The following is a 23,631-nucleotide window of genomic DNA, read 5'->3' as shown; positions in this document are numbered from 1 at the left end:
CGTCAGTGCGGCCGCGGCACCGCCGTCGGGTTCCCGCGGCCGGCCCGCCTCAACAGCACGAAGGCGAGCACCGCACCGGCCACCCCGAACCCGGCGCAGGCGGCCAGGCCCGCGTGGAACCCGGCGAGCGCGCCGGCCGAGCCCGGCATCGCCGCGATGATCGTCGAGACCACGGCGACCCCGAGCGCCCCGCCCACCTGGAACGCGGCCACGTTGACCCCGGACGCGATGCCCGCGTCGGCCGGGGTGACGCCGGTCAAGGCCGCCGCCGCCAGCGCGACCGAGGCGCTGCCGAGCCCGAGGCCGAACAGGACCAGCCCCGGGAACACCGTCGTCAGGTACCCGGCGTCGGGCGAGATGCGGACCAGCAGGGCGCTGCCGATCGCGAGCAGCACGAAGGCGGCGATGGACACGCGGCGGAGCACGGGCCGGGCCAGTGCCTTTTGCGTGGCGTACGCGCCGACGACACAGGCGATCGGCATCACCGACTGGCTGAGGCCGAACCGGATCGGCGTGTAGCCCAGCACGCCCAGGGAATACTGCGTAAGCACGACGGACATGCCGTAGACGAGCATCGCGATCAGGATCGTCAGCACGTTGCCACCGAGCACGGTGGGCGACCGGAACAGCCGCGCGGGCAGCATCGGGGCCGCCGACCGCCGGTCGACCGCGATCGTGACCGCGGTCAGGACCACGAAGACCGCCGCGACGCCGAGGACGGGGAAACTGGTCCACCCGCGTCCGGGCGCCTCGACGAGCACGTACACGAGCAGCCCGAGCGCGGCGGTGCTGAGAACCGCGCCCGCGACGCCGAGCGTGCGGTGCGCCGAAGCGGCCCGGCTTTCGCGCAGCAGCACCGGGCTCAGCACCAGCATGAGCAGCGCCACCGGCACGTTGACGAAGAACAGCGACGGCCAGCCGAACCAGCCGAGCAGCGCCCCGCCGAGCAGCAGGCCGATCGTGGCCCCGATCGCGGCGATGGCCGCCCACCCGGCCAAGGCCCGGTTCCGTTCGCGGCCTTCCGGGAACATGTCGGTGAGGATCGCCAGTGCCGTCGGAGCCATCAGCGCGGCCGAAACGCCGTGCAGCGCCCGCGCGACCAGCAGCACCGGACCTGACGTGGCGAGCGCGGAGAGCACCGACACGACGAGGAACAGCGCGGTGCCGAGCATGAACACCCTGCGCCGCCCGATCAGGTCGGCGATCCGGCCGCCCAGCAGGAGCAACCCTCCGAAGGTGAGCAGGTTGCCGGACAGGATCCACTGCGCCTCGACCGGCGACAGCCGCAGGTCCGCGGCCATGAGCGGAACACCCATGACCACGCTCTGGGCGTCGAGGATCACCATGAAGTTGGCCGTGCAGAGCAGGACGAGCGCGGCCCACCGGCGGGGATCCGCGGGCCGGGCGGCCAAGTCCGGCCGCATCGATTCTGCGAGAGTCATCCGCGCTCCTTGTGCCGATCCGACTCGCGTGCGCCCTGACCGTACGAATCAGGAGGCGGTCGGCTCTTCTCCCCGGCTGCGCAAATGGTCGCGGATCAGGTGCCCGGTCCGGCGGCCGGTCGCTCAACGCCAGGACGCCCGCTCCGCCGAAGCCGGTGACCCACGGGGCATCTGCTCACCTCGACCCGGAGAGGTACCCGGCCGTCGCACCGGGTAACCGGGGCCTGCCCGCCGCCCTCGCTGCCGGCAGGCCCCGGCCGGTCAGCAACCGCAGGTGTAATACGTGATGTCCCAGTGGTTGCCCTCGTCGCAGTAGAGGTTGCCCGACCCCGCCTTCCACTGCGGGTAGCCGTCGCCGCGCAGGCCGGCGTAACCGAAACTGTTCTTGACGTAGGCGTCGATGCAGCTGTTGTGCGAGATGTCCACCTTGTAGCCGTTCCAGTGGCTGTAGGTGCCGGATGCGTGCCCGGTCTCGGTGCCGCCGGTGATGTTGATGGCGCAGCCGCTGGCCCGCTTCAGCGTGATGACGCCGCTGACCGTGCTCTGGTTGATCTGCTCGTACGACGTGCACGTCGAGTTGTTGCGGTTGGTGCAGCCGCCGCTGGAGGAGTGCGTCACCCCGGCCGCGGACAGCTGCGACGCGGCCTGCGCCTGGGTGAGCTTGGTGACCTCGACGCTCGCTGAAGCGGTGCCGATGGTGGCGAACACCGCCGTCGCGGCGGACGCGGCCAGCCCCAGTGCCGCCCGCGCCAGCATCCGTTGTCCCGGCATGCGTTGTCTTCCTCTCCTGCGACGATCCGGACGCCGGTGAGCCAAATCGGGGCGGCCATAACTTCGCCAAACTCCGGCCGCGGGCGCCGGGCCGGGAAGCCGTCAGGTCCTGATCTTCGCCAAGACTTCACGAATCCGGTCCCGGTCCGGGGATGCGCCGGTGACGGCGTCGAGTTCGCGCAGCGCCCGCAGCTCCCACAGCGGGAACCCGAGCTCGCGGAACAGGCCCGCCGAGATGCGCAGCAGCCGCGCGGCCTCGGCGCCGTCGCCGGTGTCGGCCTGTGTCCGTCCGAGGCTGAGCAGGGCGTATCCGGCGCCGCGGCGGTCACGCAGCTCCCGGAAGACGTCCAGCGCGAGCAGCAGGTGCCGCCGCGCGCCGGCGGGGTCGCCCGCGCGGCGGCGGGCCTCGGCGAGGCTGCGGTGGGTGTAGGCGGCCGCGTGCCGGTGCCCGATCTGCTCGAACAGCGCCAGCGACCGCGTCAGGAACCGCTGCCCGTCGGCGACTTCCCCGGCGTCGGCGTGCAGGTCGCCGAGGCTGCGCAGGACGTGCGCCTCCCAGTGCCGCTCGCGGGTGCGGACGGCGCCGCCGAGCGCGCCGGTGAGCAGGTCGGCCGCCTGGTCCTGCCCACCGTGACGGCGCAGGACGTCGGCGTAGCGCTTCGCGGCCTGGTCGTGCCCGCGGCCGTCGTCGCAGTCCCGGGCGAGCAGCATGCTGGCCTCGAAGCTCTCGACCGCGCGCCGCACGTCGCCGACGTCCTCGGCCAGCGAGCCCAGCTGCGCCGCCGCGGCCGCCTGCCCGCGGCGGTCCCCGCACTCGCGCAGCAGGCCCAGCGCCTCGCGCAGCTCGGCCTCGGCGGCCCGCGGATCACCGCCGTCGAGGTGGACGTCGGCGAGCGCGGCCAGTACCGCGCCGGTGCCCCGCGGGTCGTCCAGGGCGCGGTAGCGCTGCTCGGCCAGCACGAAGCAGGACTGCGCGCGGTGCCGGTGGCCGTGCTGCGAGTGCACCACGCCGAGGTTGTGCAGTTTCTCGGCCTCCGCGCGCGGGTCACGCCGTCGGCGGGCCGCGGCGAGCCCGAGCACCGAGACGGCGCGGGCGGCGTGGCCGAGCCACGGGGTGCCCGCCAGCGCGGTGCAGGCGTCGGCGAGCCGTTCGGTCAGCTCGTGCCAGCCGTGCGCGCCCGCGATCCGGACGGCGGCGGCGAGGTGGCCGGTTTCTTCGGCCGCCCAGCCCGCCGGGTCCGCCGCGATCCGCCGGGCGAGGGCCGGATCCGGCTTGGGCGCGGGACGGCCTCGCGCGTGTTCGGCGTGCGCCAGCGCGGCCTCGCACGCCCGGCGCAGCGCCGCTTCGTCGGCGTCCGCCGGGCTTTCGGCCAGCACCAGCCGCACGAACGGGGGCAGCGCCCACCGCGTCCCGGCCGGATCCAGCAGGTGTGCGGCGGCCAGGTCGTCGAGGCGGTCGCGGGCTTCGCCGTGAGGCCGGTCGAGCAGTGCCGCCGCGGACCAATCCGGGACGGGGACACCGAACGCGGCGAGCAGCCGCAGCAGCGAAACCTCGGCAGCGGACCGCTCGCGCAGCGCCGAAGTCACCGCGGCGCGGACACCGAGGTCACCGGCGGTCAGCTCGTCGAGCCGGCGGCGATCGTCGGCGAGCCGCGCGGCGAGGTCGCCGATACGCTGTTTCGGCCGCGTCGCGAGCTTGATGCCGGCGATCCGGACGGCGAGGGCGAGCCCGGCGCAGTGGCCGAGAACCCGCTGCGCCGCTTCGGGTTCCTCCCGCAGCCGCGCCTCCCCCGCGATCGCCGCCAGCAGCGCCCAGGCGTCCTCTGTGGACAGTTCCGGCACCGGGATCGCCCGTGCCCCACACAACCCCGGCAGCTCGCGGCGCGTGGTGACCAGCGTGGCGCAGCCGGGCCCGCTCGGCAGCAGGGCGCGCACCTGCGCTTCCGACACGGCGTCCTCGAACAGCACCAGCAGCCGCCGGTCGGCGGTGTAACCGCGCCACAGCCCGGCCAGCCCGGTGCGGTCGGCCAGCTCGGCCGGCGTCGCGCCGAGCCGGCGCAGGAAGCCGGCCAGCACCGCTGCCGGCTCGGCCGGTGTCCCGTCCGGGGCCCGCAGCGAAGCGATCAGCTGGCCGTCGGGGAACCGGCGGCGGGCCCGCCACGCGGCCTGGACCGCGAGCGCGGACTTCCCCGCCCCGGCGGCGCCGTGCAGCACGACCGGGGCCGGGCCCCGCAGCGCCCGGGCGACGCCGGCGAGCTCGGCCACGCGGCCGGTGAAGTCGGGCACCGCGGGCGGGAGCTGGGCGGGCGGCCCCGGCGTCGTCCACTCGGTGCCGGCGATCCGGCGGTACACGGCGACGAGGTCGGCGCCCGGCCACACGCCCGTCTCGTCCCACAGCGCCCGCCGGGTCCGGCGGAGCACCTCGAGGGCAGCTTCGCGACGGCCGACGGCACCGAGCGCGGCGGCGAGGCGGGCGGCGAACCGTTCGTCGGCGGGCCGCGCCGCGACCACCGGGTCGAGCCGCTCGACGACGGACCGGCCGTCGCCGTCGGCGAGCTCCAGCTCCACCAGCTGCAGCAGCGCGGCCGAGCGCCGGTCCTGCAGCCACAGCTTGTGCGCCTCCAGCAGCGGGCCGCCCGCGACGTCAGCGAAGGCGTCACCCCGCCAGCACGCCAGTGCCCGTTCGAGGGCGCGGCGGCGCTGGGCCCGGTCGTCGGCGCCCGAGGCGAGCAGCGCCAGGAAGTCGTCCGCGTCCAGCTCCCCCGACTCGACGGCCAGCGCGTAGCCCCGGGGTCCGGACCGCAGCCGCTGCCCGGCCTCGGCGGCGCCGAGGCCGGGAGAGAGCGTCTTGCGCAGCTTCGACACGGTGACCTGAACGACCGCCGCGGCGCTCGAGGGCGCGCCGTCCGGCCACAGCTCGTCGACCAGGGTGTCGCGGCCGACGAACTGGCCGGCCCGGGCGAGGAGGACGGCGAGCAGCCGCCGCGGCTGCGCGGCCGACGGCAGCGGGACGGAGGCCGCCAACGGGCCGAGCACCTGGAACCGCACGGCTACAACACCCCACCCGCGAGATCACCTGATCGAGCGAGCTGAATCTAACCGCCCGGCGCGTCCGGGGAACCCCGCTCACCCGGATGGCCGACGACGTTCGCCTCAGGCGTGGGCGAGCAGCTTGGCCAGCAGCGCCGGATTCTCCGCCAGGCCTTCGCGCAACGTGTGCTCCCGCAGCGGCTTCAGGTCGCCGTACGGCTGGTTCCCCCAGTCCAATGCGCCCTGCGGCGGCTCGGGGTCGTACTCGATGGCGAACTGGATGTTCGTCGCGACCTGCCGTCCGGCCAGGCGTTCCGCCAGGTGCAGCGCCAGGTCGATGCCCGCCGAAACGCCGGCCGCGGTGATCACCGGGCCGTCCTCGACCCACCGCCGCGCGACCGGGGTCGCGCCGAGTGCGGCCAGCAGGTCGCGGAACATCCAGTGCGTCGTCGCCTCCCTGCCTTCCAGCAGCCCGGCCGCGCCGAGGACGAGCGAGCCGGTGCAGACCGACGTCACCAGCTCGGCGCTCTCGGCCGCGGTGCGCAGCCAGGCGAGGAGGTTTTCGTCCGACATCGCGTGCAACGTCGGCACCGTGCCGCCGGGCACCAGCACCGCGAACGGGGACGGCACCTCGTCGAACGTGTGGCTCGGGGCGATCCGCAGCGGCGTGTCGGTGCCGACGGTGTCCTTCGTGGCGCCGACGACGACGGTCCGGTAGGCGGGGTTCATCTGGGTCAGCACGCTCAGCACCTGCAGCGGGCCGACGAGGTCGAGGGGCGTCAGCCCCGGGTACACGACGAAGGCGATGGTTTTTTGCTCATCGGTCATGCCGTCACCGTGGCGGGACCTCGGGCGCCACGTGGCGCGGATGTCCGAATTCCTGCGAACCACGTCCGAGTGCCGGTCCGGCTGCTAGCGTTCGATCATGCCAGGCTCACCCAGACGGGTCGCGATCGTCGGTTACGCCGACGCCGAGCTGCTGGACATCGCCTGCCCCGCCGATGTGTTCGACGCCGCCAACCGGCTCGGCGCGCGGCCGCCGTACGAGCTGCAGCTGGCCTCGGCCGACGGCCACGGCATCCGCACCGGCTCCGGGCTGACGCTGCAACCGCACCTGCGGCTCGACCAGGTCGACGGCGACCTCGACACGCTGGTCGTCGCGGGCGGCTGGGGCAGCACGGCCGCGGCGGCCGACGAGCGCGTCCTGGCCCACGTCCGGCGGCTCGCCCGCACCAGCCGCCGGGTCGCCTCGGTGTGCACGGGCGCGGAGGTGCTCGCGGCGGCCGGGCTGCTCAACGGCCGCCGCGCGACGACGCACTGGCGGTACGCCGCGCGCCTGGCCCGCGACTACCCGTCGGTGACGGTGGACCCGGTGCCGCTGTACGTCCGCCACGGCAACGTCTACACATCGGCGGGGGTGACGAGCGGGCTGGACCTGACGCTGTCGCTGGTGGAGGCCGACCACGGCCCGTCGCTGGCCCGCGAGGCGGCCCGCGCGCTGGTCACGTACCTGCAGCGGCCGGGCAACCAGGCCCAGGTCAGCCTGTTCCTGGCCGGGCCGCCGCCGGAGCACCGCGAGGTCCGCGACCTCACGGCGTACATCGCCGAGCACCTCGACGCCGACCTCGGCACCCCGGCCCTGGCGGCCCGCGCGGGCATCAGCACCCGCCAGCTCACCCGCCTGTTCGACGCCCACCTCGGCACGACCCCGGGCCGTTACGTCCGCACGATCCGCACGGAGCACGCGGCCCGCCTGCTGTCCGGCACGGACCTCCCGCTCGCGACGATCGCCCGCCGCTGCGGCTTCGGCTCGACGGAGACGTTGCGCCAGGCCTTCCTCGACCACTTCGACACGCCACCGTCGGCTTACCGCCGGGTCCACGTCCGCCAGGCCTACGGCTGACGCCGTGTCGTCCCCCCGATCACGCGAGATACGCCTCCGATCACACGAGATACGCGCCTGATCACGCGAGTCACGTCTCCGATCACGGGTTCCGCCGTGCGGGAGCGGTCGACACGCGTGATTGAAGGGCCGCCACGCGTGCTTCGGGGGACGACACGGCGAAGGCGGGAGGAACCGGGCGGCACGGCGGCCCGTTGCGGGCGCGGCGAAACCCGCTGTCAGGATGTGCGGGTGGACCGCCCCGACCTCGACGACGACGAAACCGGCCCGATCCGCCGGATCACGGACGAGGTGTCCCTTTCGCCGGGCCACGGAACGTCCGGAACGCCGGGTACGCCCCGGAAACCCGTCCGCCGCGCCCCGGCCGAGGGCACCCGCCGCGCGGGCGACCCCGACCGCCGCCGAACCGACACCGGCCCCCAGCGCGCCGCCCACTCCGGATCGCTGCGGATCCCGGCCGAGCCCGGTCGCGCCGCCACACCGCGCCGCCGCGGCGACACCGGGCCGCAGCCGATCCCCGCCGACACAGCCGCACCGCGCACGCGCCGCGGCGACACCGGGCCACAGCCGATCCCCGCCGACGGCGAGCGCCCCGCCGCCCGCCGCGGGGACACCGGGCCGCAGCGGGTCACCGAGACCGCCGCCCGGCCCCGGCGCAAAGTCGCCACTCCCGAAGCCGGGCACGGGCACGGCCATGGACACGGCCACGGCCCCGCCGCCCCGGCTTCCCGGCGTGTGCGGCTCCTGCTGATCTGGCTGCTCGCCCCGCTCGCCCTCGCCACCGTCGTCGGCATGATCGTCCTCTACCCGTGGGGCAAGGCCGACCCCACCAGCGTCGTCCCGCAGGGCACGCCCGTGCACGCCGACATCCGCACCACCACCACCGGCCCCTGCCTCGCGCAAGGCCAGGTGCAGGTCGGCGACCAGACGGACCCGAACGCGAAACCCTGCCTGACCGTCGAACTCACCATGACCGACGGCCCCGCCTCCGGGAAGCCGCTGCGGCTGACCGTGCCCATCGAGCCCAGCACCCCGCGCTTCGCCACCGGGGACGCCGTCGTCCTCGCCTACAACGGCGGCAACGCCGGCGATCCCGCCAGTTTCCAGCTGGTCGACTTCCAGCGCGGCACCCCGCTGCTCGTGCTGGCCGCCCTCTTCGCCGTCGCCGTGCTCGTGCTCGGGCGGTGGCAGGGCATCGCCGCGCTCGTCGCGCTGGGACTTTCCTTCGTCGTCATCGCGCTGTTCATCCTCCCGGCCATCCTCGCCGGGGAAAACCCGCTGGTCGTCGCCATCGCCGGGGCCGGCGCGATCATGTTCATCGCGCTCTACCTGACCCACGGCCTCTCCGCGAGAACGTCGGCGGCGGTGCTCGGCACCCTCGTGAGCCTCGCGCTCATCGGCGTCCTGTCCGCGATCTTCTCCGCCGCGGCTTCGCTCACCGGGCTCGACGACAGCACGTCGACGCTCATCGGCTCGCTCGGTCACGGCATCGACGCGCGCGGGCTGCTGCTCGCCGGCGTCGTGATCGGCGCCCTCGGTGTGCTCGACGACGTCACCGTCACCCAGACCAGCGCGGTCTGGGAGCTCCGCCGCGCCAACCCGGACCTGACCTGGCGCGAGCTCTACAGCTCCGGCCTGCGGATCGGCCGCGACCACGTCGGCTCGGCGGTCAACACCCTCGTGATGGCCTACGCCGGGGCCGCGCTGCCGGTGCTGCTGTACTCGTCGATCTCCGGCGTCGGGCTCGGCGCGCTGCTCGGCAGCGAGGACATCGCGCAGGAGATCATCCGGACGCTCGCCGGCAGCGTCGGCATCGTCGCGGCCGTCCCGGTGACCACCGTCCTGGCCGCGCTGATCGCCTCCCGGGAGCCCGCCGGGCACCTCGGCACGGCGAAAGCCGCCGCCGCCGCGTGACCCGTCAGTGAAGTGCCTCAGTCCAGCGTCGCCACGAACCGGCTGACGGCTTCCATCGTGAAGCGCTGCACGTACTTGCCCGACGGCGCCACCGACGCCAGCCGGTAGAGCGGGCGCTCCGCCACGCCGGAGCCGCGTGCCTCCGCCTTCAGCTCGGCGACCAGCAGCTCGCCGAACACGAGGCCGTCCGCCTCGGTGTTGTTCATCAGCGCGTTCGCCAGCTTCCGCAGCTGCATGATGCCCAGCTCGCGCCCGCCCGTCCCGGAGAACACGGCGAGGTCCACCTTCGCCACCTTGCCCCGCTGACCGGCGTTGACCAGCAGGCTCACCGTGCGGCTGCCGCGGACGTCGCCGACGACGAGGTCGAGGCGGGTCGCTGTCGACAGGTCGACTCGGCGCAGCCCCCAGGTGCGCACGAGCAGCGTCGAACCCTCCAGCCAGACGCGACGGCGGATGCTGACCGCCATCACGTACAGCAGCGGCAGCGCGATCACCAGCGCGACGACCAGGCCGGTCACCGTGCCGCCGATCAGGCCGGCGATCCCGCCGAAGGCCGCCGCGACGATCACGACGCCGATCAGGCCCGAACCGCCACGGCGACGGCGGCCGCGCGGATCCTCCTCGAACAGCGCGATTCGCTCGGTCATCCGCGCGCCCCCGTCCCGGCGAGGAACGGGTTGCCCGCGCGTTCCCGGCCGATCGTCGTCGCCGGGCCGTGGCCCGGCAGCACCACCGTGTCGTCCGGGAACGCCGCCAGCAGGTCCCGCAGCGCCGCCGTCACGTCCCCGCGGCCGATCGACCCGGCGAACAGCGTGTCGCCGGTCAGCGCCAGCCGGCCGCCCTCGGACGTCTCCAGGCCCAGCACCACCGATCCCGGGGTGTGGCCCGGCACCGGCCGGACGTCGACGTCCAGCCCCGCGTACACGCCCGGCGAAAGGGGCACGCTGTCACCGTCGTACAGCGGCGCGTCGGCCGGGTGCAGGTGCAGCGGGACGCCGTGCTCGGCCGACAGCGCGGCCGCCGAGGCGACGTGGTCGGGGTGCCCGTGGGTGGCCAGCAAGGCCGCGGGGACCAGGCCGTGCTCGTCGAGCGCGGCGGCCAGCGGCGCGGCCACCTCCTGGCCCGGATCCACGACCACGCACGGCCCGCCGGCGGCCGCCGCCAGCAGGTAGCAGTTGGCCTGCAGCGGGCCGCTGCCGAACCCGACGACGAGCACCGAACGCCTCCCCGGACATCCGCGCCGGATGGCGCCGATCACGATCGGGTTGAGACTAGCGGGCCCTGTACATGGTCCTCACAGGCTGTGCCCATACACTGCCGCTACCTCAAACGTGTGAGACGAGCGGAAACCTGGAGGGTACGGGGTGGCGACCAACCAGCAGCGCCGCGAAGCTGCGAAGCGCAAACTCGAGCGGCAGCTCGAGCGCCGATTGGAGCAGCAGAAGCGACGCCGGATGATCGGGGCTGGTGTAGTCGGCGTGGCCGTCCTCGTCGTCGCCGGTGTCGTGGTGTGGATCGTGAGCGCGAACAGCGGCGACAGCACCAACACCGCGGCGTCGTCGTCCTCGGCCGCTCCGCCGCCGACCGACCTCCAGATCCCGACGCAGCGCACCGCGCTGCCGAAGCGGGCGACGCCGTTGCCGAACCCGACGACGTGCGACTTCAAGGCCGACTCGACGGGCAAGGCGCCGAAGAAGGTGAACCCGCCGGACGGCAAGAACGTCCCGTCGACCGGCACGGTGAACGTGACGCTCAAGAGCACCGCGGGCGACATCCCGCTGACGCTCGACCGGGCGCTCGCCCCCTGCGCGGTGCAGAGCTTCATCAGCCTCGCCAAGCAGAACTTCTACAACGACACCATGTGCCACCGGCTCGGCACCGAAGGCCTGCAGATGCTGCAGTGCGGTGACCCCTCGGCCACCGGCGACGCGACCCAGGACGGCCAGGGCGGCCCCGGCTACACGATGCCGGACGAGGCGTTCCCGGAGATCAAGTACGGCCGCGGCATCCTCGCCATGGCGAAGACGCAGGCCCCGAACTCCGGCGGCAGCCAGTTCTTCATGGTCTACGGCAGCGCCGACGGCCTCCCGGCGGACTACTCGGTGTTCGGCAGCATCAGCGACGAGGGCCTGAAGGTGCTCGACGCGGTGGCGAAGGCCGGCATCGCGAACCCGAGCCCGCAGGACGGCACCGGAGCGCCGACCAAGCAGGTCAAGTTCACGGGCGTCACTGTCTCGTAGTCCGATGCCGCCCCGCTTCGAGCTGAACGGGGATCCGCTCGGCCCGGACGCCGCACTCGCGGGAATGGTCTCCTACGGCCACTTCACCGCGATGCAGGTCCGGGACGGGCGGGTCCGCGGGCTCGCGTTCCACCTCGAGCGGCTCGCCACGAGCACGCGGCTGCTGTTCGGCACCGAGCTCGACGCCGGCCTCGTGCGGGCCTACGTCCGGCAGGCGATCGCCGGGGAATCCGCGCTCTCGGTCCGGGTCGTCGTGCTCACACGGTCCTTCGACGAGCCGATGACCCCCGAGATCCTGGTCCGGACGGGCCCGCCGCGCCGGCCCGACCCGGCGCCGCTGCGCCTCCGGACCGTGCGTTACGAGCGCGATCTGCCGGAGGTCAAGCACCTCGGCACGTTCGGCCTGATCCACGAAGCCCGCCAGGCCCGGTTGGCAGGCTTCGACGACGCGCTGTTCGTCGACCGCCAGGGCCGGATCAGCGAAGCCTCGATCTGGAACGCCGGCTTCCTCGCCGGGCACACCGTCGTGTGGCCGGAAGCCGCGGTGCTGCCCGGGATCACGATGCTGGTGCAGCAGGAAGCCCTGCGGCGGCTCGGCGTGCCGCAGGAGAAGCGCGAGGTCCGGCCCGCCGACCTCCGCGATTTCGATGCCGTGTTCGTGACGAACTCCGAGACGCCCGGGCGCGCGGTCGCGTCCGTCGACGACCTCGTGCTGCCGCCTGCCGACCACGCCGTGGCCCTGCTCGCCGAAGCGTACGAGACCGTGCCGTGGGACAAGATCTGAACCACGTCCGCACCCGCCCCGTGTAGAGGGCAATACCGCCAGGCCCGCCGGGTCGTCGTGGAGAGGTGCCGACCGATGGTCGAAAACCGGGTTCCCGCGGTTCGCCGCGTCCTCGGGCGGGCCGGTCAGGCCGGCTGCGCCGGTGTCCTCTTCGCCGTGCTCGCCGGCGGTCCCGCGCTCGCCCAGGCCGACCCGCCGCCGCCGGTCAAGTACTACATCGTGCCGCACGCCGACACCCCCGAGGACATCACGCTGTTCAAGATCGCCGAACGGGCGCTCGGCGACGGCCGCCGATTCCCCGAGATCTTCCAGCTGAACCAGGGCCGGCCGCGGCCGGACGGCACGCCGTTCACCGATGCCGCGGCGATCGAGCCCGGCCAGGTGCTCCAGCTGCCCGAGGACGCCGTCCAGAAGCCGGGCGTGCAGTTCGGCCCGCTGCCGGCCCCCGCTCCCGTCGCACCCGCCGCTCCGGTGGCCAAGCCCGCTCCGGCCGAGGAGACGTCCGGTCTCGGCGTCGGCCTGGCTTCGGCCGTCAGCGGCACCGGCGGCCTGCTGACCGGCCTGCTCGCCGGGCTCTGGTGGCGGCGCCGTCCGCAACTGCTCCCGCCGGCCCCGTTCGAACCGCCCCCGCGCGAGGAGGAGGACTTCGGCACCGGCTCGGTCAGCGGCACCCTGCCGCTCCCGATCGTCGTCCCCGAGCCGCGCCCGGACGTCGTGCTGCGCCCGGAACCGATCACCGCCGAGCACGCGATCATCGTGCTCGACACGGCCGAAACCCAGGTGATCGCCGCGGTGCGACCGGGCTCGCGGTTCCACTTCCGGATCGGCCCGCAGCCGGATTTCGCGGACTCCGCGACCGTGCTCGTGGTCGACGGCGAAGGCGACCGGCCGTGACCCCGCGGCGTGCGTCCCGCGTCACTCTGCGCTGAACGGATCAACCGGCACCGGAACACTGGCCATCGGGCCGCCGGGCCCGCGATAGTCGTCCCATGACCCGGGATCCGTTCGGCACCCTCCGGAAGGCGCTGTGGATCGGTGGCGCTCCGTGGACCGGCAAGTCCACCGTCGCGCGGCTGCTGGCCGAGCGGCACGGCCTGACGGCCTACCACCACGACGACCGGGCCCGGCCCGGCGCCCCGCTGCCGGACGACCTCCCGGCCGGCGACCAGCTGGCCGCGATGATGGCCGAGTTCGGCCACCGCTTCCACCGCGCGCTCGACGACCTGCGCGCGCTGACCTCGCCCCGGCCGGTCGTCGCCGAAGGCCGGGGACTGCGGCCGGAGCTCGTCGCCCCGCTGGTGGACTCGCCCGGCCGCATGGTGGTGCTGGTGCCGACCGAGCTGTTCCGCCAGCACCAGCTCCGGCACCGGCCGGACGCCCCCGCGATCCCGCAGCAGCGCACCCGGCTCACCCGCGACCGGATGCTCGCCGCCCAAGCCGTGCGGGCGGCACGGGACCTCGGCATCCGCGTCATCGAGATCGACGGCAAGCTCGGCCCCGACGGCGTCACCGACGTCGTCGCCGAGCACTTCCACGCCTACCTGGACTTCGAGGTCAGCGAAAGGTGAACCGCGGCGGCCGCCGCTCGAGGAACGCGGCGACGCCCTCCGCGTAGTCCTCGCCGTGCAGGGCTTCCGAGCGGATCTCCTCGACCTCGGCGTCCGGGGTTTCCTGCCCGGCGACGATCTTTTCGATGATCCGGTTCATCCCGCGGATCGACGCCTGGGACCGCGAGCACAACGTCTCCACGAACGCCAGCGTCGAGGCTTCGAGGTCGTCGGCCGGGAAGACGTCGTTGAGCAGTCCGATTTCCCGGGCGCGGACGGCGGTGATCAGCTCGCCGGACAGGAGGAAGTACTTGGCGTGGGCCGGCCCCACGAGCGAGACGAGCTGGCGGGTCGAATCGAAGTGGTAGACGATGCCGAGCTTCGCCGGGGTGATGCCGAACCGCGCGCCCTCGGCGGCGAACCGGAAGTCGCAGGCGACCGAAACCTGGCAGCCGCCGCCGATGCAGTTGCCCTGGATCATCGCGACCGACGGCTTGCGCAGCGCGGTGAGGGCGGCGACCGCGCCCTCGACGGCCTTGTCGTAAGCCGCCGCGCCGTCCGCCGTGGTGCGCAGCTCCCCGAACTCGCTGATGTCGGCGCCGGCGGAGAAGTGCTCGCCGGCCCCGGCGATCACCAGCGCCTTCAGCGCCGGATCGGCTTCCACCTCGGCGACGACGTCCGGGATCGCCGCCCACATGCCGTAGGTGATGGCGTTCATCTTCTCCGGCCGGGTGAGCGTCAGGCGGGCGACTTCGCCGTCGCGCGTCAGGTCGAATCCGTCGGTCATGACCGGCACCCTAGCTTCTCGCCCTGAGCGAAACCTGCGGTGTGTGACGCGGTCGGGTGGCTAGTTTGGGGGCCATGGCGGCGATCGAGGTGGGCGGGACGGCGTTCGGCTACGACGAAGCGGGAGAGGGGCCCGCGGTCGTGCTGCTGCACGCCGCACTGGGCGACCGCCGGATGTGGGACGCGCAGTTCACCGAGCTCGCCGCCACCCACCGGGTGATCCGCTACGACCGCCGCGGGTTCGGGGAAACCCGCGGCGAGAACGGCGAACACGCCCACTTCGAGGACCTGCTGGCCCTGCTCGATGCCCGGGGGATCGAGCAGGCCGCGCTGGTCGGGGCGTCGATGGGCGGGGCGTGCGCGCTGGACGCCGCCCTCGCCGCGCCGGAGCGGATCACCCGGCTGGCGCTGCTCGGCTCGGGTCTCACCGGGCACACCTGGCCGGACCACATGCTGGCGGACTTCGCCCGGCTGGCCGCCGAGGCCGTCCCCGCCGACCGGTTCGCCCGCTACCAGGCCCGGGAAGGCGACGTCGACCCGGCGGACGTGCAGGCCATGGCGGACGCCAACATCCGCTACCTGGTCGCCGGACCCGCACGCGAAGTCTCCGCGCTGCCCGCTGAAATGGTCGCGCTGGTCCGGGAGATGTGCGAGCAGGTGTACCGGCACGACTGGACCACTCCACAGTGGACGGAGCGGATCCCGGACACCCGGCACCGGCTGGCCGAGATCACCACACCGGCCCTGGTGGTGATCGGGACGTCGGACGCGCGGGGGCTGGTGGAACTGTCGGCGCACTTGGCGGAATCGTTGCCACGGGCCGAACTGGTCGAGCTGGCCGACACCGGGCACCTGCCGTCGATGGAACGGCCGGACGAGGTCAACGCCCTGCTGCGGAAGTTCCTCTAGCCGAAGATCTTCTGCACCTGGTCGGAGATCTTGGCGACCAGCTCGGAAAACTGCACCACCCCACCCAGCAGGCCCTTGACCTTTTCCCAGCGGCTGCGCACCACCGCCGGCTCCGCGGCGTCGCCCGTGCGCAGATCGGCCGCCAGGTCGGTCAGCGTGTCCTCCACGACCTCCTGCTTCGCGAGGTCCTGGCCGCGCACCTCGGTCGCCAGCCGCTCGACCAGCTCGAGCAACGACGAGACCGCTGTTTCGGCGCCGCCGGCTTCGATGCCCGTCTGGGTGATCTTGCCCGAATTGTCGCCGCCGATGCTGACCTTGTTCGTGATGCGGTGTCCCATCAGGTCTCCGTCCTGGTCACGCGGCCGGAGGCCGCGGGCGGCCGTGGGCGCGGGGTGCGCAGCCCGGTCTGGGTGATCGGCCCGCGGTTGTCGCCGCGGATGGTGATGTCGTTGTTGATCACGACCGCCGCCTGCTCCTCGAACTTCGCCGTCGAGAAGCCGGCGTCGCCGAGGAGCTTGCCGATCGCCGGCAGGAGCCGGCTTTCGATGATCTTCTCGTACCGGGCGATGTCGACGAGCTGGAAGTAGTCGGTGAACAGGTTCACCGACGCGAGTTCGCGCAGCGTGCTCGCGGCGCCGTAGCGGTCCGGGTCCACGACGCCGGGCTCGCGCTTCGGCTGCCGGATCCACGACGCGAGGTTCAGGATCCGGCCCGGCAGGCTCGCCGGCATCTCCAGCCAGGCCAGCAGGCCCTGCCCGAGCGGGCGCAGCGAATCCGGCCGCATCTTGTCCACCACGCGGTACTCGGCCCGGATCGGCGGCAGCATGTACGGCGTCCACTCGGCGTACAGCGTGGTGTCGTCCACCGCGACGTGCAGGAAAGTCGTGAGCACCAGGTCGCGGTCCCACGTCTCCACCTGGAAGGACAGGTAGTAGCGCGCCCACTCCTTCGGTTCGGTGCGGAGCCGGGCGACGTCGGCCTCGCTGAGCCGGGTGTGCGGCGGGCGCTCGATGTCCGGCAGGTAGGCGGCGGCTTCCGGCTCCCCCAGGTGGTCGACGAGCTCGGTGGCCGGGGTGAACACCGCCTCGGTCACCGTCAGCCCGCCGAGCCGGTGGTCCGGCGACAGCGCGTTCGCGTGGCGGAGGTCCGCGATCGCCGTGCGGACCCCGTCGTACAGGGCTTCGGTGGTCAGCTTCGGCCGGCCTTCGCCGTCCTCGATCCGCTCCAGCGGGATCGCCATGGACCAGGCGTCACGCCGGAAACCGGCGCCCACGAACGGGTTGTACCCGCGGTACACCACCAAGGGCGCACCCGGCGGCTCGGCGGGTTCCGCGCTCCCCTGGTAGCGGGCGAGCTGGCCCCGGAAGTCTTCGGTGAGCAGGCCGGTGAGGCTGCCGCCGCCGTCCGCGGCCCCGCCGAACCGCTTGAAGCGCGTCGTCAGCAGGTTCCACAGGGACCAGCGCTCGATCGTCACGGCCACGCACACGACCACCGCGAGCACGACGCCGATGACGGTCCGGGCGGTGTCGCCGCCCGGGGAACTGTCGGAATAGACGTCTTGGCCGTAGTACCGGCCGGAGGAGTAACTGCTTCCGGAGCCGAAGATCTCGTCCGAATAGGACAGCAGCAGCCAGGCGACGACGACCGCGATCCCGAGCACGACCAAGGTTTTCGGGTTGAGACTCTTCTCCGTCGCGTAGGCGTTCTTCCCCGCCCGCGCGACGACGAGCACCAGCGAAAGCACGATCCAGCCGTAGAGCAGCGGGTTGTCCCACAACAGCCCGATGACGACGGCCATGAGCACCACCAGCAGCCCGTCGTAGTTCTTGCGGCGCGCCCGCGCCCGCACCGCCTCGGTGAGCACGCGGCCCGCGTCGAGGCCCGGTGACGGCGGCACCGGCCGGGTGGGCTCGACGAGGAACTCGGAGATGGCCCGCCGGCTGTAGGCGGGGTCGAGGTAGGACGCCGCGCACAGGTAGCGCGTGGTGTCATCGGCCATGCTGCCCCCTTGTCAGGCCGGGGATCCCGGTCGCCGGACAGCCCGCTCCCCCGCAATTTGCGGACGGTATCATGCAGTTGCGGACGGCGGCACCGCATTTCGGGCACGAATGTCCCTGCCGTCCCTCCCGGCAGTTTTCCGCCGCCACGCGGGAATGGTCAGGACATCAGCTTCGCGGTCAGCTCCCCACGGCTGCGGACCCCCACCTTGCCGAACACCGACTTGAGGTGGTCCTGCACCGTGTGGGTCGAGATCGCCAGCCGGGCCGCGATGTCCGCTGTGGACAGTCCGGCCAGCACCTCGCGGCAGACGTCGCGCTCCCGGGCGGTCAGGCCGTAGGCGGCGAGCAGCACCCCCAGCAGCTCCGCACCCGAAGCGCGGTCGACGGTCACGACCGTCTCACCGTCGTCCTCCGCCCCGGCCACCAGCCGGCCGGCGTGCAGCACGATCCACCCGCCGTGGGCGTCGCGCACCCGGGCGCGTCGCCGCCGCGCGGCCCTCGTCACCACCGCGCGCAGCAGGACGGCGAACCGGCCCGGGGCGATCTCGTCGAGTTCGGCGCGCCACACCGCGGCCGCCGCGGTGGCCGCCCGCTGCCCGCCGTCCGGCCCGACGACCACGATCGCCGGTTCCGCCCGCTCCCCCGTGCCGCGGGCGCGCGCGCCACCCGCGTCGCCGCCGCCAGAGCCGGGGCGACCGAAGTCAGGAACTCGACCTCGCGGTCGCTGAACTCACCGCGCCGCACCAGGCCGGCCGCGCCCCACGACGTGCCGTCGACCCGGAACACGACGCGCAGCTCGTGGCCGAGCCCCAGCGGCCGCCAAACCTCGGCGAACCGGCCGCTGCGCTCGGCGGCCCGGCGGGGCAGGTCCGACAGGCGCGCCACCGGCACTGCCCGCCGTGACACCCGGGGCTCCGCCCCAGGCCGGGGGCTCCGCCACCCGGAACCCCCGCAAGCAGCAGTGCCAGCTCGGCGAAGGTGTGGGGCTGGGCGCCGTCGTACTCGTAGGTCGCCAGCAGCGGCTCGTACTCACCGGGGATGCGGGCCCGGCCGCTGGTCATCGAGCTGATCACCGCGGTGTCCGGGTCGAGCGACGCCCAGCACGTCAGCTCGGCGGGCACCACGCGGTCGACCAGCTCGATGGCGGCGGCGTGCAGCTCGGCGACGCCGAGGCCCGCCGTGGCGAGCGCGGCGACGTCCCGCCGCACGCCGAGCCCTGGGCGAAGAGCTTCTACGTCCTGCACGGGCGGATCACGGTGTACGTGGACGGCGAACTCCACGACCTCGGCCCCGGAGCGTCGATCAGCATCCCGGCGGGCGCGGTCAACACCTTCACGGTGCACACGCCGTCGGCCCAGTTCCTCGCGATGTGCCTGACCGACGGGATGGGCCGGTTCTTCCGCGCCGTCGACCAGGCGACGCCGGACCGGATTCCGGAGATCGCCGGGCGCCACGGGATCGAGCTCGTGCCGTGAACGCCGTCGCGCAGATCTTCGCCGGGGTGGCGGTACTGGTGCACCTGCTGGCGTTCGCCTGGGAGGCGCTGCTGTTCGAACGGCGGGGCGTGCACGAGGGCATCTTCAAGATCCCGCCGGCGAACCTGCCCGCCACCCGGCTGTGGTCGTTCAACGTCGGGTGCTACAACCTGTTCCTCGCCGCCGGCCCGGTGCTCGGGCTGGTCCTGCTGCACACCGGCCACGTCGACGCCGGGCGCTGGCTGGTGCGCTACTGCTGCGGGTTCATGCTGCTGGCGGGGATCGCCCTCGGTGTCTCGGACGTGCGCGCGCTCAGCCGGCCCCGCGGCGCGGGCCGCGGTGGCGCCCTCGCGCAGGCGGTGCCGCCGCTGATCGCCCTGGTCGGGGCGCTGTTCTGAGCGGTCGGTTCAGAATGACTTCGCGCGCGATCGGCGTAGAGACGACGTGGCCCCGGAGGTGCCGAACTCGTTCAACCGGCCGCTAAGCGGATTCGATCAGCTGCTCGCTCCAGGCCCGGATGGCGGCGGCCTGGTCGGGCGTGAGCCGGTCGAGGACGAGCCGGCGGATGTTGGCGCCGTGGGCCCGGGTGGCGTTGCCGGCGAGGCGGCGGCCTTCGCCGGTCAGCTCGATCCCGGTGCGCCTGCCCCCGGCGCCGTCCTCGGTGCGCGCGACCAGGCCGCGCTTCTCCATGCGCGTCAGCAGGTGCGCGACCCGGCTCTTCTCCCAGTCGAGCGCGTCGGCGAGCTCGCCGACGCGCATCGGGCGCCGCAACGTCACCAGCACGCTGAACTCGGCCTTCGAGATGCCGCAGTCGCGCTGCAGGCCGCGGTCGAGCTCGCGGACGAGCAGGCGCTGCGCGCGCATCCAGGTGTCCCAGAACGCCCAGTCCGCCGGGCCCATCTCCGCCATGGCTCCAGTCTAGGCTAGAGTTGACGTATCAACTCTTGGGGAAGGACACCCATGGACAAGCTTGTGCGCGGTGGCTTGGTGGTCAGCATGGATCCGGCGGTCGGGACGCTCCCCCGCGCGGACGTGCTCATCGAAGACGGCCGGATCGCCGCGATCGGCCCGGACCTGGACGCGGCCGGGGCCGAAGTCGTCGACGCGAGCGGCAAGATCGTCATGCCCGGCTTCGTGGACACCCACCGGCACACCTGGCAGACCGCGTTCCGCGGTCTCGGTGCCGACTGGACGTTCGGCCAGTACCGCGTCGCCGTGCACGGCACGCTCGGGCCGCACTACCGCCCGGAAGACGTGTACCTGGGCAACCTGCTCGGCCGGATCGAAGCGCTGAACTCGGGCGTCACCACCCTGCTCGACTGGTTCCACCGCGCCGACCGCCCCGAGAACGCCGACGCCGCGATCCAGGCGCTGGGTGACGCGCCGGGCCGCTCGATCTTCTGCTACGGCGCCGCGGGTCCGGACATCGCGCCGGAGATCCGGCGGGTGCGGGCCCTGCTCGCGGGCGAAGACATGGCACTCGGCCTGCGCGGCCCGGTGATGTCCACATTGGACGAAACCACCGCGGATGTCGCACTGGCGCGGGAACTGGACCTCCGGATGAGCGTGCACGTCCACGGCACCGGCGGCTGGCCGCGGGGCGACCGGCCGCTCGCCTGGATGCACGAGCAGGGCCTGCTCGGCGACCGCACGACCGTCGTCCACGGCAACGGGCTCTCCGACGACCAGCTGGCGATGCTGGCCGACGTGGGCGGCTCGGTGTCGGTCAGCCCGGACGTCGAGCTGAAGATGGGCTTCGAACCGCTCATCACCGGCCGCGCGCTGGCGGCCGGGATCCGCCCGTCGCTGTCGGTCGACGACTGCCCGTCCGCCGGCGGCGACATGTTCTCCGCCATGCGCACCGCGCTGGCGGCCGAGCGCGGCGCCCTCACGACCCGGGACGTCCTCTCGTTCGCCACTGTGGACGGTGCCCGGACCTGCGGGCTCGGTGCCCGGACCGGCAGCATCACCGTCGGCAAGGACGCCGACCTGGTCCTGCTCGACGCCGAGGACCCGGCGGTCTTCCCGGTGGGCGACGCCATCGGCACGATCGTCAGCGCCGGTCACCCCGGCCTGGTCGACAGCGTCTTCGTCGCCGGAGAGGCGGTCAAGCGCGACGGCAGGCTGCTCGGCCTGGACCTGCCCGCCCTGCGCGCGCGGCTGCTCGAGTCCCGCGACCGGATCGCCGCGGCCGCGGGCGTCCCGGTCGACGGGTCGTGGCAGCCTCAGGAAGCCGACGTCACGCGGTAGACGTCGTAGACGCCTTCCACGCCGCGCACCACCTTGAGGACGTGGCCGAGGTGCTTCGTGTCGCCCATCTCGAACGAGAAGCGGCTGACCGCGACCCGGTCGCGGGACGTGGTGACCGACGCCGACAGGATGTTGACCCTCTCGTCGGCCAGCACCTTGGTCACGTCCGAGAGCAGGCGGTGCCGGTCGAGCGCCTCGACCTGGATGGCCACCAGGAACACCGAAGACGCCGAGGGCGCCCACTCGACCTCGACCAGCCGCTCGGGCTGGGACTGCAGGTCACCGGCGTTCGTGCAGTCGGTGCGGTGCACCGAAACGCCGCCGCCGCGGGTCACGAACCCGAGGATCTCGTCGCCCGGCACCGGGGTGCAGCAGCGGGCGAGCTTCGCCCAGACGTCGCTGGCGCCCTTGACCACCACGCCGACGTCGTTGGAGCCGCGGCGGCGGGTCACCGTGGACGGCGTCGCGCGCTCGGCGAGCTCCTCCTCCGCGGCGTCGACACCGCCGATCAGCGCGACCAGGCGCTGCACGACGTGCTTCGCGCTCGTGTGTCCCTCGCCGACCGCCGCGTACAGCGACGAGATGTCGGCGTGGCGCAGCTCGGTGGCCACCGCCCCCATCGACTCCGCGGAGACCAGCCGCTGGATCGGCAGGCCGACCTTGCGGATCTCCTTGGTGATGGCTTCCTTGCCGCCTTCGATCGCCTCGTCGCGGCGTTCCTTGGCGAACCACTGCCGGATCTTGGCGCGCGCCTTCGGCGAGCCGGCGAACTGCAGCCAATCCCGCGACGGCCCGGCGTTCTCGGCCTTCGACGTGAAGATCTCGACGACTTCGCCGTTTTCCAGCTTGCGTTCGAGCGCGACCAGGCGGCCGTTGACGCGGGCGCCGATGCACCGGTGGCCGACCTCGGTGTGCACGGCGTAGGCGAAGTCGACCGGCGTGGACTCGACCGGGAGCGTGATCACGTCGCCCTTCGGCGTGAACACGAAGATCTCGCGCGAGGCCAGCTCGTAGCGCAGCGACTCGAGGAAGTCGCCCGGGTCCGCCGCCTCCCGCTGCCAGTCGAGGAGCTGGCGCATCCACGCCATCTCGTCGACGTCCACGCCGTTGCCGGAGTGGGTGCCCTTGGTTTCCTTGTAGCGCCAGTGCGCGGCGATGCCGTACTCGGCGGTGCGGTGCATCTCGTAGGTGCGGATCTGCACCTCGAGGGGCTTGCCGTCCGGGCCGATCACCGTCGTGTGCAGCGACTGGTAGACGCCGAAGCGCGGCTGCGCGATGTAGTCCTTGAACCGGCCGGGCACCGGCTGCCACAGCGCGTGCACGACACCCATCGCCGCGTAGCAGTCTCGGACGTCCTCGACCAGGATCCGCACGCCGACCAGGTCGTGGATGTCGTCCAGGTCGCGGCCGCGGACGATCATCTTCTGGTGGATCGAGTAGTAGTGCTTCGGCCGGCCTTCGACCTTCGCGGTGATCCGCGACGAGACGAGGTTGCTGGTCAGGTCCGTGATGACCGAGCGCAGGTAGATGTCGCGCGAGGGCGCGCGGTCGGCGACCAGGCGCACTATTTCGTCGTACTTCTTGGGCTGCAGGATGGCGAACGCCAGGTCCTCCAGCTCCCACTTGACCGTGGCCATGCCGAGGCGGTGGGCCAGCGGCGCGAGCACCTCGAGGGTCTCGCGGGCCTTGCGGGCCTGCTTCTCCGGCGGCAGGAAGCGCATGGTGCGCATGTTGTGCAGCCGGTCGGCGAGCTTGATGACCAGCACCCGGGGGTCCTTGGCCATCGCGATGACCATCTTGCGGATGGTCTCGGCTTCGGCGGACGAGCCGAGCTGCACCTTGTCCAGCTTCGTGACGCCGTCGACCAGCTCGGCGACCTTGTCGCCGAAGTCGGCCTTCAGGCTCTCGACGGCGTAGCCGGTGTCCTCGACCGTGTCGTGCAGCAGCGCCGCGACCAGGGTCGTGGTGTCCATGCCCAGCTCGGCGAGGATCGTGGCGACGGCGAGCGGGTGGGTGATGTACGGGTCGCCGGACTTGCGCCGCTGGTTGCGGTGCAGTTCCTCGGCGACGTCGTAGGCGCGCTGGAGCAGCCCGAGGTCGCCGTTGGGGTGGAGCTCGCGGTGGATGACGGCCAGGGGTTCGAGGACCTGCTTGACCGGGGCCGCGCGCTGCGCGGTGATCCGCCGGGCGAGCCGCGCCCGGACGCGCCGGGTCGCCGACGGGTTCGGCGCCGCGCCGTTCGGTTTCGGCGGCGCGGGCGGTGCCGCCTGCCCGTTCTGCGGGGCGCCCTGCTTCGCGGGCACCGCGGCGTCGAGCTCCTGGCTCACCCGCACCTCCTGCTGCTCGTGCGGCCTTCGGACCACCAGGGTAGCCGTTGCGCCCAGCGGCCCCGCCGGGTGCGCCCGTTCAGGGTGACGCAGGCGCCGGGACCAGCCGGTTCACCGGTGTCGCGGCGGGGCGGAACCCGTCACTCACGTGATCCGAGCCGTCACCGGCGTGATTGAAGCCGGAACTCGCGAGTTCCGGCTTCAATCACGCGAGTTCCGGCTTCAATCACGTGAGTTCCGGGCTGGATCACGC

At 73.3% G+C, this 23,631-nt stretch carries 23 protein-coding genes; 10 read left to right on the top strand and 13 right to left on the bottom strand.

All coding sequences use genetic code 11. The features are described 5' to 3' along the window. Window positions 1-2: 2 nt before the first annotated feature. The 4 genes from ACFVYA_RS40270 to ACFVYA_RS40255 all read right to left on the bottom strand — a co-directional run bounded on the left by ACFVYA_RS40270 (window position 3) and on the right by ACFVYA_RS40255 (window position 6,071). A complete protein-coding gene (locus ACFVYA_RS40270) occupies window positions 3-1,442 on the bottom strand; it encodes an MFS transporter (protein WP_387052612.1) in 1,440 nt (479 codons plus the stop codon). A gap of 261 nt (window positions 1,443-1,703) precedes the next feature. Next, window positions 1,704-2,213, bottom strand: a complete 510-nt coding sequence (locus ACFVYA_RS40265; protein WP_387052610.1) for a hypothetical protein — start codon at window positions 2,211-2,213, stop codon at window positions 1,704-1,706. Window positions 2,214-2,315: 102 nt separating this feature from the next. Next, window positions 2,316-5,261, bottom strand: a complete 2,946-nt coding sequence (locus ACFVYA_RS40260) for a BTAD domain-containing putative transcriptional regulator (RefSeq protein WP_387052608.1) — start codon at window positions 5,259-5,261, stop codon at window positions 2,316-2,318. 105 nt (window positions 5,262-5,366) lie between these two features. After that, window positions 5,367-6,071 (bottom strand): DJ-1/PfpI family protein, encoded by a 705-nt coding sequence (locus ACFVYA_RS40255; RefSeq protein ID WP_387052606.1) that lies wholly within the window; start codon window positions 6,069-6,071, stop codon window positions 5,367-5,369. A gap of 97 nt (window positions 6,072-6,168) precedes the next feature. Here ACFVYA_RS40255 and ACFVYA_RS40250 point away from each other — a divergent pair, with 97 nt between their 5' ends. After that, window positions 6,169-7,146 (top strand): GlxA family transcriptional regulator, encoded by a 978-nt coding sequence (locus ACFVYA_RS40250; RefSeq protein WP_387052604.1) that lies wholly within the window; start codon window positions 6,169-6,171, stop codon window positions 7,144-7,146. A gap of 231 nt (window positions 7,147-7,377) precedes the next feature. Continuing rightward, on the top strand, window positions 7,378-9,060 hold the full coding sequence (locus tag ACFVYA_RS40245) for a YibE/F family protein (protein WP_387052602.1): 1,683 nt from the start codon (window positions 7,378-7,380) through the stop codon (window positions 9,058-9,060). Window positions 9,061-9,077: 17 nt separating this feature from the next. On the opposite strand, the gene ACFVYA_RS40240 is transcribed toward ACFVYA_RS40245, so the two are convergent. Continuing rightward, complete coding sequence (locus ACFVYA_RS40240) at window positions 9,078-9,707, bottom strand: hypothetical protein (RefSeq protein WP_387052600.1); 630 nt, start codon at window positions 9,705-9,707, stop codon at window positions 9,078-9,080. Next, the gene (locus tag ACFVYA_RS40235; RefSeq protein WP_387052599.1) at window positions 9,704-10,276 is read right to left on the bottom strand and encodes an MBL fold metallo-hydrolase; all 573 of its coding nucleotides are present in this window, start codon (window positions 10,274-10,276) and stop codon (window positions 9,704-9,706) included. The genes ACFVYA_RS40240 and ACFVYA_RS40235 overlap by 4 nt, the downstream gene beginning before the upstream one ends. A 148-nt stretch (window positions 10,277-10,424) precedes the next feature. Between ACFVYA_RS40235 and ACFVYA_RS40230 the strand changes: the two genes are divergently transcribed. The 4 genes from ACFVYA_RS40230 (at window position 10,425) to ACFVYA_RS40215 (ending at window position 13,652) form a co-directional block, all read left to right on the top strand. Then, window positions 10,425-11,300, top strand: a complete 876-nt coding sequence (locus tag ACFVYA_RS40230) for a peptidylprolyl isomerase (RefSeq protein ID WP_285992442.1) — start codon at window positions 10,425-10,427, stop codon at window positions 11,298-11,300. A 4-nt stretch (window positions 11,301-11,304) separates the two neighbouring features. Further along, the gene (locus ACFVYA_RS40225) at window positions 11,305-12,084 is read left to right on the top strand and encodes an aminotransferase class IV family protein (protein ID WP_387052597.1); all 780 of its coding nucleotides are present in this window, start codon (window positions 11,305-11,307) and stop codon (window positions 12,082-12,084) included. 75 nt (window positions 12,085-12,159) lie between these two features. Continuing rightward, entirely contained in the window at window positions 12,160-12,978 is an 819-nt protein-coding gene (locus ACFVYA_RS40220) for a LysM peptidoglycan-binding domain-containing protein (protein WP_387052595.1), read from the top strand. Window positions 12,979-13,073: 95 nt separating this feature from the next. Beyond that, on the top strand, window positions 13,074-13,652 hold the full coding sequence (locus ACFVYA_RS40215) for a hypothetical protein (protein ID WP_387052592.1): 579 nt from the start codon (window positions 13,074-13,076) through the stop codon (window positions 13,650-13,652). Here the strand turns inward: ACFVYA_RS40215 and ACFVYA_RS40210 are convergent. Further along, entirely contained in the window at window positions 13,639-14,418 is a 780-nt protein-coding gene (locus tag ACFVYA_RS40210; protein WP_387052590.1) for an enoyl-CoA hydratase/isomerase family protein, read from the bottom strand. The two genes, ACFVYA_RS40215 and ACFVYA_RS40210, sit on opposite strands and share 14 nt — an antisense overlap. A 74-nt stretch (window positions 14,419-14,492) precedes the next feature. On the opposite strand from ACFVYA_RS40210, the gene ACFVYA_RS40205 reads away from it, so the two are divergent. Then, window positions 14,493-15,326, top strand: a complete 834-nt coding sequence (locus ACFVYA_RS40205; RefSeq protein ID WP_387052588.1) for an alpha/beta fold hydrolase — start codon at window positions 14,493-14,495, stop codon at window positions 15,324-15,326. Here ACFVYA_RS40205 and ACFVYA_RS40200 read toward each other — a convergent pair. The 4 genes from ACFVYA_RS40200 to ACFVYA_RS40185 all read right to left on the bottom strand — a co-directional run bounded on the left by ACFVYA_RS40200 (window position 15,323) and on the right by ACFVYA_RS40185 (window position 18,534). Continuing rightward, window positions 15,323-15,664 (bottom strand): hypothetical protein, encoded by a 342-nt coding sequence (locus ACFVYA_RS40200; RefSeq protein WP_387052586.1) that lies wholly within the window; start codon window positions 15,662-15,664, stop codon window positions 15,323-15,325. The genes ACFVYA_RS40205 and ACFVYA_RS40200 overlap by 4 nt on opposite strands. Next, complete coding sequence (locus tag ACFVYA_RS40195) at window positions 15,664-17,325, bottom strand: hypothetical protein (RefSeq protein WP_387052584.1); 1,662 nt, start codon at window positions 17,323-17,325, stop codon at window positions 15,664-15,666. The genes ACFVYA_RS40200 and ACFVYA_RS40195 overlap by 1 nt, the downstream gene beginning before the upstream one ends. Before the next feature lie 158 nt (window positions 17,326-17,483). Beyond that, window positions 17,484-17,945: a LuxR C-terminal-related transcriptional regulator gene (locus tag ACFVYA_RS40190; protein ID WP_387052582.1), complete on the bottom strand. Its 462-nt coding sequence runs from the start codon at window positions 17,943-17,945 to the stop codon at window positions 17,484-17,486. Between the two features lie 82 nt (window positions 17,946-18,027). After that, window positions 18,028-18,534, bottom strand: a complete 507-nt coding sequence (locus ACFVYA_RS40185) for a hypothetical protein (RefSeq protein WP_387052580.1) — start codon at window positions 18,532-18,534, stop codon at window positions 18,028-18,030. Between ACFVYA_RS40185 and ACFVYA_RS40180 the strand changes: the two genes are divergently transcribed. Next, window positions 18,478-18,801, top strand: a complete 324-nt coding sequence (locus tag ACFVYA_RS40180; protein WP_387052578.1) for a cupin domain-containing protein — start codon at window positions 18,478-18,480, stop codon at window positions 18,799-18,801. The two genes, ACFVYA_RS40185 and ACFVYA_RS40180, sit on opposite strands and share 57 nt — an antisense overlap. Further along, entirely contained in the window at window positions 18,798-19,199 is a 402-nt protein-coding gene (locus ACFVYA_RS40175; protein ID WP_387052576.1) for a DUF1304 domain-containing protein, read from the top strand. Before ACFVYA_RS40180 ends, ACFVYA_RS40175 begins: the two co-directional genes overlap by 4 nt. Before the next feature lie 82 nt (window positions 19,200-19,281). Here ACFVYA_RS40175 and ACFVYA_RS40170 read toward each other — a convergent pair whose 3' ends face one another. Beyond that, complete coding sequence (locus ACFVYA_RS40170) at window positions 19,282-19,710, bottom strand: MarR family winged helix-turn-helix transcriptional regulator (protein WP_285992453.1); 429 nt, start codon at window positions 19,708-19,710, stop codon at window positions 19,282-19,284. A 51-nt stretch (window positions 19,711-19,761) separates the two neighbouring features. Between ACFVYA_RS40170 and ACFVYA_RS40165 the strand changes: the two genes are divergently transcribed. Next, a complete protein-coding gene (locus tag ACFVYA_RS40165) occupies window positions 19,762-21,051 on the top strand; it encodes an amidohydrolase family protein (RefSeq protein WP_387052574.1) in 1,290 nt (429 codons plus the stop codon). On the opposite strand, the gene ACFVYA_RS40160 is transcribed toward ACFVYA_RS40165, so the two are convergent. Beyond that, on the bottom strand, window positions 21,027-23,378 hold the full coding sequence (locus tag ACFVYA_RS40160; RefSeq protein WP_387052572.1) for a RelA/SpoT family protein: 2,352 nt from the start codon (window positions 23,376-23,378) through the stop codon (window positions 21,027-21,029). The genes ACFVYA_RS40165 and ACFVYA_RS40160 overlap by 25 nt on opposite strands. Between the last annotated feature and the right edge of the window lie 253 nt (window positions 23,379-23,631).

Origin of the sequence: Amycolatopsis sp. NPDC058278 (assembly GCF_042881395.1) — a bacterium.
GTDB lineage: Bacteria > Actinomycetota > Actinomycetes > Mycobacteriales > Pseudonocardiaceae > Amycolatopsis.
The sequence above is the reverse complement of the archived record's forward strand: the minus strand, read 5'-3'. Positions and strand labels throughout refer to the sequence as shown.

Coding starts and splice junctions, on each gene's coding strand:
- ACFVYA_RS40270 (WP_387052612.1), bottom strand. CDS start 1,442: ATGACTCTCGCAGAATCGATGCGGCCGGACTTGGCCGCCCGGCCCGCG.
- ACFVYA_RS40265 (WP_387052610.1), bottom strand. CDS start 2,213: ATGCCGGGACAACGGATGCTGGCGCGGGCGGCACTGGGGCTGGCCGCG.
- ACFVYA_RS40255 (WP_387052606.1), bottom strand. CDS start 6,071: ATGACCGATGAGCAAAAAACCATCGCCTTCGTCGTGTACCCGGGGCTG.
- ACFVYA_RS40250 (WP_387052604.1), top strand. CDS start 6,169: ATGCCAGGCTCACCCAGACGGGTCGCGATCGTCGGTTACGCCGACGCC.
- ACFVYA_RS40240 (WP_387052600.1), bottom strand. CDS start 9,707: ATGACCGAGCGAATCGCGCTGTTCGAGGAGGATCCGCGCGGCCGCCGT.
- ACFVYA_RS40225 (WP_387052597.1), top strand. CDS start 11,305: ATGCCGCCCCGCTTCGAGCTGAACGGGGATCCGCTCGGCCCGGACGCC.
- ACFVYA_RS40220 (WP_387052595.1), top strand. CDS start 12,160: ATGGTCGAAAACCGGGTTCCCGCGGTTCGCCGCGTCCTCGGGCGGGCC.
- ACFVYA_RS40215 (WP_387052592.1), top strand. CDS start 13,074: ATGACCCGGGATCCGTTCGGCACCCTCCGGAAGGCGCTGTGGATCGGT.
- ACFVYA_RS40210 (WP_387052590.1), bottom strand. CDS start 14,418: ATGACCGACGGATTCGACCTGACGCGCGACGGCGAAGTCGCCCGCCTG.
- ACFVYA_RS40205 (WP_387052588.1), top strand. CDS start 14,493: ATGGCGGCGATCGAGGTGGGCGGGACGGCGTTCGGCTACGACGAAGCG.
- ACFVYA_RS40200 (WP_387052586.1), bottom strand. CDS start 15,664: ATGGGACACCGCATCACGAACAAGGTCAGCATCGGCGGCGACAATTCG.
- ACFVYA_RS40195 (WP_387052584.1), bottom strand. CDS start 17,325: ATGGCCGATGACACCACGCGCTACCTGTGCGCGGCGTCCTACCTCGAC.
- ACFVYA_RS40170 (WP_285992453.1), bottom strand. CDS start 19,710: ATGGCGGAGATGGGCCCGGCGGACTGGGCGTTCTGGGACACCTGGATG.
- ACFVYA_RS40165 (WP_387052574.1), top strand. CDS start 19,762: ATGGACAAGCTTGTGCGCGGTGGCTTGGTGGTCAGCATGGATCCGGCG.